The organism is Rhodoferax sp., assembly GCF_039922535.1.
Taxonomy (GTDB): domain Bacteria; phylum Pseudomonadota; class Gammaproteobacteria; order Burkholderiales; family Burkholderiaceae_C; genus Rhodoferax_B.
On record NZ_JBDTEM010000004.1, the window covers coordinates 1 to 7,607 of the forward strand.

The 7,607-nt window shown below is 58.4% G+C and carries 7 protein-coding genes and 1 tRNA gene; 2 read left to right on the plus strand and 6 right to left on the minus strand.

What is annotated here, in order from left to right:
- Together ABI213_RS00120 and ABI213_RS00125 are read left to right on the plus strand one after the other, a co-directional pair.
- Positions 1-832, plus strand: an 832-nt coding sequence (locus ABI213_RS00120) for a GDP-mannose 4,6-dehydratase (protein WP_348025595.1), incomplete at its 5' end; no start/stop codon positions are given.
- A gap of 36 nt (positions 833-868) precedes the next feature.
- On the plus strand, positions 869-2,047 hold the full coding sequence (locus ABI213_RS00125) for a glycosyltransferase family 1 protein (protein ID WP_348005008.1): 1,179 nt from the start codon (positions 869-871) through the stop codon (positions 2,045-2,047).
- Between the two features lie 106 nt (positions 2,048-2,153).
- On the opposite strand, the gene ABI213_RS00130 is transcribed toward ABI213_RS00125, so the two are convergent.
- From ABI213_RS00130 to ABI213_RS00155, 6 genes are all read right to left on the minus strand, one after another.
- Positions 2,154-2,807, minus strand: coding sequence for an FMN-binding negative transcriptional regulator (locus ABI213_RS00130; RefSeq protein WP_348005009.1), 654 nt, complete (start codon positions 2,805-2,807; stop codon positions 2,154-2,156).
- A gap of 16 nt (positions 2,808-2,823) precedes the next feature.
- Positions 2,824-3,294 carry an OsmC family protein gene (locus ABI213_RS00135; protein WP_348005010.1) on the minus strand — a complete coding sequence of 157 codons (471 nt, stop codon included), beginning with the start codon at positions 3,292-3,294 and terminating at the stop codon, positions 2,824-2,826.
- Positions 3,295-3,474: 180 nt separating this feature from the next.
- A complete protein-coding gene (locus ABI213_RS00140) occupies positions 3,475-3,693 on the minus strand; it encodes a hypothetical protein (RefSeq protein ID WP_348025597.1) in 219 nt (72 codons plus the stop codon).
- A 126-nt stretch (positions 3,694-3,819) separates the two neighbouring features.
- A tRNA-Arg gene (locus tag ABI213_RS00145) sits at positions 3,820-3,894 on the minus strand.
- A 42-nt stretch (positions 3,895-3,936) separates the two neighbouring features.
- Complete coding sequence (locus ABI213_RS00150; RefSeq protein ID WP_348025598.1) at positions 3,937-5,178, minus strand: MFS transporter; 1,242 nt, start codon at positions 5,176-5,178, stop codon at positions 3,937-3,939.
- Positions 5,179-5,229: 51 nt separating this feature from the next.
- Positions 5,230-7,607 (minus strand): translocation/assembly module TamB domain-containing protein (locus tag ABI213_RS00155; protein ID WP_348025599.1); only part of this gene is annotated, 2,378 nt, incomplete at its 5' end.

A 7,607-nucleotide genomic window follows, 5' to 3' on the forward strand; every position in this document is an offset into this window, starting at 1 on the left:
TTTTCGCAACCTGGTTTCATTAAATATAATGGAATCTGTTCAAACTATATCTTTGGTTCCTGGAGATTTTAGGTCGGTTTTTATGGCAATTCGGCAAAGTCAGCCAGACGAAATTTATTATCTGGCAGGGCAATCGTCAGTGGGCCTTTCCTTTGAGCAACCCGCAGAAACCATACAAAGTACGGTGGTAGGGGTTCTTAATGTACTGGAAGCATGCCGTTTAATGGATTATCCAATACGGTTTTACCATGCAGGTTCCAGTGAATGTTTTGGTGATACGCATGGCCAGTTGGCTAACGAGGAAACACCTTTCAAACCCAGCAGTCCCTATGCGGTTGCCAAAGCGTCCGCCCATTGGTTGTTGGATAATTATCGCAATGCCTATGGAATACACGCCTGTACCGGTATTCTTTTTAACCACGAATCGCCTTTGCGTCCTGCGCGGTTTGTAACCCAAAAAATTATCAGCACTGCGCGAAGAATTGCGCAAGGTTCTGCTGAAAAACTCCAGTTGGGGCGTTTGGATATTCAACGCGATTGGGGTTGGGCACCTGAATATGTAGACGCCATGTGGCGTATTTTGCAGCATGGTACAGCCCAAGATTATGTGATTGCTACCGGTGTAACGCATTCACTCGAAGAATTTGTTTCAGTAGCGTTTAAGTATTTTGGTCTGGATTGGCGAGAACATGTTGAACAAGCATCGCATTTATTACGCCCTACCGATCCTTTGCTGATTGCTGGTGACCCTTCAAAGGCAGAGCGTGTGTTGGGTTGGAAAGCCCATAAACTGATGCCGGATGTGGTGGCTGCAATGGTGTTAGGTGGGTAGATCCAGGAAGATTTTTGGTATACGAGATGAATATTTATGAAAATTTTGTATGACCACCAAATTTTTGAGCAGCAAAAATTTGGTGGTATTTCTCGGTATTTCTGTGAAGTAATTGAAGGTCTGAATCGGTTTGAGAACACGATTGTAGATATTTCTTTGAAATATTCAAAAAATGAATATATTGGGAAATCTATTTTTTCTCAAAAAATCAACGATAATCCAAGCGCGTATGAAAATTTTATACCGGGACGCGAGTTCAAGGGAAAGTGGAATTTGTATGCCTTGCGTAATAAAATAATTAAGCCTGTTGAGACAGATGAGGTCAATAAATTTTTGTCAATTGAGGCGTTGAAAAAGCAAGATTTCGATGTTTTCCATCCCACTTATTATGATGATTATTTTTTGCCTTATATGGGAAATAAGCCATTTGTACTGACGGTGTATGACATGATCCATGAGATATATCCGGAATGCTTTAGTTTGGCGGATAAGATTTCAGAAAAAAAGCGTGAATTGGCAAAAGTGGCCCATAAAATTGTCGCTATTTCTGAATGTACAAAAAAAGATTTAATACGGTTTTTTGGAATTCCATCCGACAAAATAACGGTAACGCATCTGGCAACATCGATGGATTCTGCCGCCAGTCATACCGCCCCATTGCCTTTGGCATCTGCTTTGCCAAAACGGTATATCTTGTTTGTAGGGGCCCGCACGGTTTATAAAAACTTCTATTTCTTCATTAACAGCATGCGATTGTTAATGGAAGCTGATCCCACTTTGCATATTTTTTGTACCGGTGGGCCGTTTAATAGAAATGAAAAAATATTTTTTGAAACCCATGGCATTGCAAATCGGGTGCATCAACTGGCTGCAAGCGATGCAGAGCTGGAGGTTTTGTACCAACGGGCCTTGGCCTTTGTGTTTCCGTCCTTGTACGAAGGCTTTGGTATTCCGGTTTTAGAGGCATTCAGCAATGCATGCCCTGCGGTGTTGGCGAATGCAGGTTCGCTTCCAGAAATCGGTGGCGATGCTGCGGTGTACTTTGAACCCAAGGATGCGCAGTCCGTGCATGCCGCCATGTCTGAAGTTCTGTACAACGCTGGGCGCCGCGCTGAGTTGGTCGCGCTTGGAAACCAGCGCCTACAACAGTTTTCGTGGCACAGAACCTGCCAGGAAACCGAGGCCGTTTACCGCGCACTGGTGGCGGGCACTTGAATTGGGGGTTGACAGCTATACCGTCCAGGCCCATTACTTGTAAGAACTATGAAATAAATAGCTGCCACTGCAGGTGGTATATGCGCTAGGGGGCTATTTCATGGGTTTATTGGGCATCTGCTGCGCGCTGCACCAGTGCCGCCATCGCGTCCATCTCTGCACGGCCCTTGGCCTGCAATCCGGCCACTGCACCCAACTGGTCTTGCCGCGTGCGGTTTTGGCTGACCTTCCACTTACCTACCCAGCGCTGCACCGGAATCTCAATGCCGACGATGGCACCCAGCATGGTCTCTATGTAGTCGGCGGGTGCATCGGCCACCTGCCAGGGTTGCACCTGTTGGGCTTCGTGCAGCACGGTGAGGCGCGTCACCAGGGCCAGCAGTTGCGCCCGGTCGTCGAAGATGCGGGCCGTGCCGTGGGCATGCACCACCGCGTAATTCCAGGTGGGCACGACCTTGCCGGTGGCGGGCTTGCTGGGGTACCAGGACGGCGATATGTAGGCCTCGGGCCCTTGGAACACCGCCACCGTGGTAGCCGCAGCTGCCTCGGAGAGGGCCCGCCACACCGGGTTGGCCCGCGCTACGTGGCCGACCAGGGTGCCGTGGGGGCCGCGCTCGGCATCCAGCAGGAACGGGATGTGGTTGACCAGCAAGTCGCCATCGGTTTGCGGCACCACCCAGGTCGCCAGCGGATGGGCGCGCACCAGCGCATGCAGGGTGGTGGTATCGGTTTCTTCGAAGTGTTTGGGCAGGTAGGTCATGGTGTTTTTCAAACCTTCAAACGGGCTCGCACAAGACTTCGGTTTTGACGGAGTTGGCGATGTAACAGGCCTCGTGCGCGGCGTGGTGCAGTTGCTTTAGCGCCGCGCGGGTGGGCGCGCGGTCACCGGCGAACTGTGCGTGGGGCCGCAGCACCACCTGGGTCATGGCCATGCGGCCCTCGGCATTGCGCGCCATCTGGCCCACGGCCGCATCGGCGTAGTGGTCTACCACCCATCCCGCCTTGGCCGCCAGGTGCAGAAACCACAGCATGTGGCAGCTCGACAGTGACGCCACAAACGCCTCTTCCGGGTCTACTGCAGCCGGGTCTGAGAACGGCAGCGGCACGGAGTGCGGTGAGGACGACGCCGGCATCTGAAAGCCGCCGTCGAATTGCCAGGCGTGGCGGCGGCTGTAGCGCTGGTCGGTAAAGGGCTCGGGCGGATCGGTGACGCGCTGCCAGACGACGGTGGCGGTGAATTCGGCCATGCAGAGGGGCTCCAGAGGGTGGGGTGATTGCCCTGCAGTTTATCGGGCCATGCCTACCGCCAGGCAGCTTCACCTGCAGCTGCGTAAAGTCGCCAAAGCTTACTATATTAAAGATAGCTGCCTGCGCAAGTGGAATATGCGCCAGAGGCTATTTTCTTCAAAATTTTAAAACTTGTTGGATCAGGCACGTAGGTTGATGTGCTGGCCAATGGTTTGCCCGAGTCCGTTGGAGATGGCTTGCGGTGGCATGGTGACATTGAAGTGGGTATCGGGTGCCGCGACCGGCGTTGCAACCGGACTGTCCGGGCTGGGTACTTTTGCCGATGCCTTGGTGGTAGTTGCAGCCGCTTTAGGCGCTGCCTGTGCCGGGCTGCTGGAGGAGACGGAGCTGACGGACATGTATGCCTTTCGCGGGTTCGGGCACGGGGCTGGCAGCGCAGTGGGCACGGCCATCGGTGCGAAAACCAGTTTAGCGGGTGCTTGTGCGCCACAACGCGGGCTTTACCAACAGGCTACAAAGACATGTGGTCCCTTCGACAGGAATCGAACCTGTATCTAGCACTTAGGAGGCACTCGTTCTATCCATTGAACTACGAAGGGGAGGGCGGATTGTAGGGCCTGCGCCGGGCCATTTTTCCCACGCTAGGCATGCCAATCCGCGGATACACGGTCTTTGCGCCTAAAGAAAATCCAGAACATGGCGAGCGCAATAGAAGCTAGGCCCGCGAAGCCATACATCATCTGGTTCAGGCCGATCAGCGCAGAGATCGGGCCTATGGCTACCAGGGAGAGGGAGGCGGTTTGCGATATCAAAAAAACGTTGCCCATGACACGGCTGCGGAAGCGGTCGTCCAGATTGCTCTGCAGAAGTATCAGGTTGGAGGTCAGTGCCGCTTCTGCCGCAAGCCCAAACACCACCCGGCTGGCAACGGCTAGCCAGGGCGTGGTTGTGCTCACGAACAGGACCGTGGCCACAATCGCCATGGCAAATCCGAACTGGGTGATGCGCCAGGTATTTTTCGGATCGCGGGTTTTTGACACCGATACGGACGCAATCGCCGCCCCTATGCCGGTAGCACCCGCCAGTACCGCCAGACCCTGCGTGCCCACGTTGAATAGGCGGTCGGCAAATATTGGCATCAGCCGCCCGGTCAGACCCCGCAGCCCGTCGTTGAAGAAGGTCATGGCTAGCAGCACCGCGATCAAGGGGTGCCGCATGGCATATCGCAAGCCCTCCAGATAATCGCGGTAGACGCCATTGCCCGACGGCTTGACGGGCTCAGCCGGCGGCAGCCGCATGTGCTTGAGAACCACCAGGTACAGGACGTAGGCCAACGCGTTCACCATAAACGACACGTAGATCGGAAAATTGGCGAGCAGAACCCCTGCCAGCGCAGGCCCCAGGAACAGCGCCAACGTGCGGTAAGACGAACTAAAGGCAATTGCGGCAGACAGGTTTTTTCGCTCTACGGCGCGCGGCAGCAGTCCATATGCCGCGGGTACGCTGAAGGCATGCACGGTGCCATGCAGAAACGCCAGCGTTGCCAGCACCGGTACATTCAGCCAGCCGGTGCAGGATGCGAGCACCAGCAGCAACGCTTGGACCAGTGCAAAGAAATATGCCGTAAAAAGCATCTTGAACCGGTCGTGCCGGTCCGCCAGCACACTGGCCCAGGGGCCAAACAGGAAGTACGGCACGGTGTCCAGAAAAGTCACCAGGCCAAGGGTGCCAGGTGAGTGCGATATCTGCCAGGTCAACCAGCTGGTGGCCAAGTTCTGCACAAAAAAGCACAGCCACGAGGTGACCGACGCCACCGTGTACAGACGAAAATTGCGGTCTGCATAGAGCTGTTTGAGTGCATTGCTAACCGGGGGTGGCTTCAATTTTTGTGCCTTCTTTCTGGTTAAGAAGTGCGGAGGCGCAAGACATGTTGCTCAATCGTATGGCAAGGTGAAGATCAGGTCGATGGCGCTTTGCTCGCCGGTTTGGCCGCGCAGGGTGAAGCGCTTGCTCAGGTCGTAAAAGATGTACAGCGTGCCCAGCGTGCCTGCCAGGCTGTGCTCGTAGGCGACATAGAAATTACGCGACAGGCGCTTGCCGAAGGTGACTGCGGCCGCGCTGGTAGTGCCGTCGGCATTGTTGGCGCTGCCGCTAAACGACAGTTCGTCCAGGCCCAGGGCCGAGGCCAGCCCGCCCGACAGGCCTTTGCCATTGCCGCCCAGCAAGGCCAAAGCGGCCTGCTGCAGTACGGCACCTTCGGCCCCGCCGTTGGCTGCGCTGCGGCCCAACACCAGCCAGGCCAGTTTTTCGGCATCGGACAGGTCGGAATCGGAATACAGGCGGATGTTGGGCAACAGCGCGGTGCCGTTGATCTGCACGCCGACGCGTACGCTGAGATTGGGGCGGATGGCCAGCACGTCGAGCGACGGGTTGTCGTAAGCGCCGTTGAAGCGCAGGATGCCATCTTCGATGTCCAGTGCCTGGCCATAGGCTTTGTAGCTGCCTCGCACGGTACGCAGCTCGCCCGTGACGCGCGGCCCGGCCAGGGTGGGACCGGCACGCAGAACGAGCTTGCCGGTAAGGCGGGTGTCCAGGCCCTTGCCGACCAGGTGGAAGTCGTCGCCCAGGTCCAGCGTGACGTTGACCTCGGGCGTGTTGCTAGAAGCTGCGGGGGCGGTGGCAGAGGGTGTGGCTGTGGCGATTGGGGATGGGGTACTGGTGCGTTTGCGCACGATGACATCTTTGCCCAGGGTCGGCGCAGATTCGTCGGGCAGGATGAACAGGGCTTGGTCTGCCTTGAGTGTGCCCAGCAGCGCCAGTTTGCCTTGCGCCAAGGTGGCTTGCAGGTTGCCCGATACGGTCAGACGGCGGTCGGCGCGGGCGGAAATACGCAGCGCTTTGGCTTGCGCCTGGATGTCCATCTGGATGCCTGCCGGGGCGGTGTTGTTCCAACGCACGTCGCCGGTGGCGGTGAGACTGCCGCCGTCGTTGCTGGGGATGGCGGTGGTCGTGTTGGCGGCAGTGGGGGCACCGTGCAGGCTGAATTCGGTGATGTTCAGGCGCTGGCCGTCCAGGCTGGCACGCAGGCGGCCATCGCGCAGTTCTATGCCCTCGACCACCGAGCGCAGTGCCAGATCGTCGGCTTGCAGGGTGCCGGTCCACAGCGGTGCCAGGCGGGTGCCGCTGAGCGTGGCGTTGGCTGCCAGCGTGCCGCGCAGCCGCCAGCCGGGTGGGGCCAGTACCGACCAGATGCCGACCTGGGGTAGCGATGCGCGCACTGTGCCGTTCAGCGGTGCGTCGGCAGGCCACAGCCAGTTGCCTGCCGACGGGCGCAACTGGGTGCTGAGATCGGCCTCGGCCTGGCCCGCGCGTTCACTGTCCCAGCGCAGGCTGGTGCTGAGCTTGTCGCCGTCGGTGCGCAGGCCGAGGCGGGCGGTGCGGATGCCTGCGCTGATGGTGCTGGGCGTACCGTTGGCGGAACCATTGCCGGTGAGCAATTGCAGGTCGCCACTCTTTCGGTACAGGTTGGCGCTGATCTGCAGGGTTTGTGCGGCCTGCACGTTCCAGTCGCCGTCTAGCAGCAGATCGCCTTTGAGGCCGAGCTGGGCCAGTTGGCCGTTGCCATCCACCGAATTAGCCAGGGTTTCCAGCCAGCCCATGGGCAGACCTTGCAGCGTGCCCTGGGTGCGCAGCAGGGTGCGGGAGCCCTCGTGCGACCAGGCCACCGGCTGCCAGGCGATGCGGACGCTGCCGGGCACGGGGCCTTTGACGCTGGCGCTGCCTGCGGCTGCCTCCACCGAGGTGCGGGTGCCCTTGAGGGCCAAAGCCTGGTCGAGTTGCAGCGTCCATGGGCCGGGGTGGGTGCTGTCTTGCATCTCCAAGGCCAGGTTGGCGATGCGGGCTTGCCATTGGTTGGCCGCGCTGAGGCCTCCGGTGGCGTGGGTGTTCAGGCTGGCGCGTTGGGTGCCAGTGGCCAGTTCACCTTGCAGGTTGATGTCCAGTGCGCCCAGGCTGCCGGATGCATCCAACTGCAGCTTGCGTACGCTGATCGCGTTGCCAGCGGCGGGGCGCAGCTCTAGCGTCGGCACGGCCAGTTGGGCGTTGAGCTGGAACGGGGGCGTGCCGGAGGGCTTGGCCACTGCGGTGGAGAGGGCTTGGGCCCAGCCGCCGGTCCAGCGCCCGGTCAGCTCGGCCTGGCCCAGGAGGTTGCCGGGCAGGCTGGCTGCCACACCCGGCAGGCGGGCCAGCCAGCGGGTGGCCTGGCCTGCGTCGGGCACGTGCACGGCAAAGTCGCCTGCCCCTTGCGAGGCGC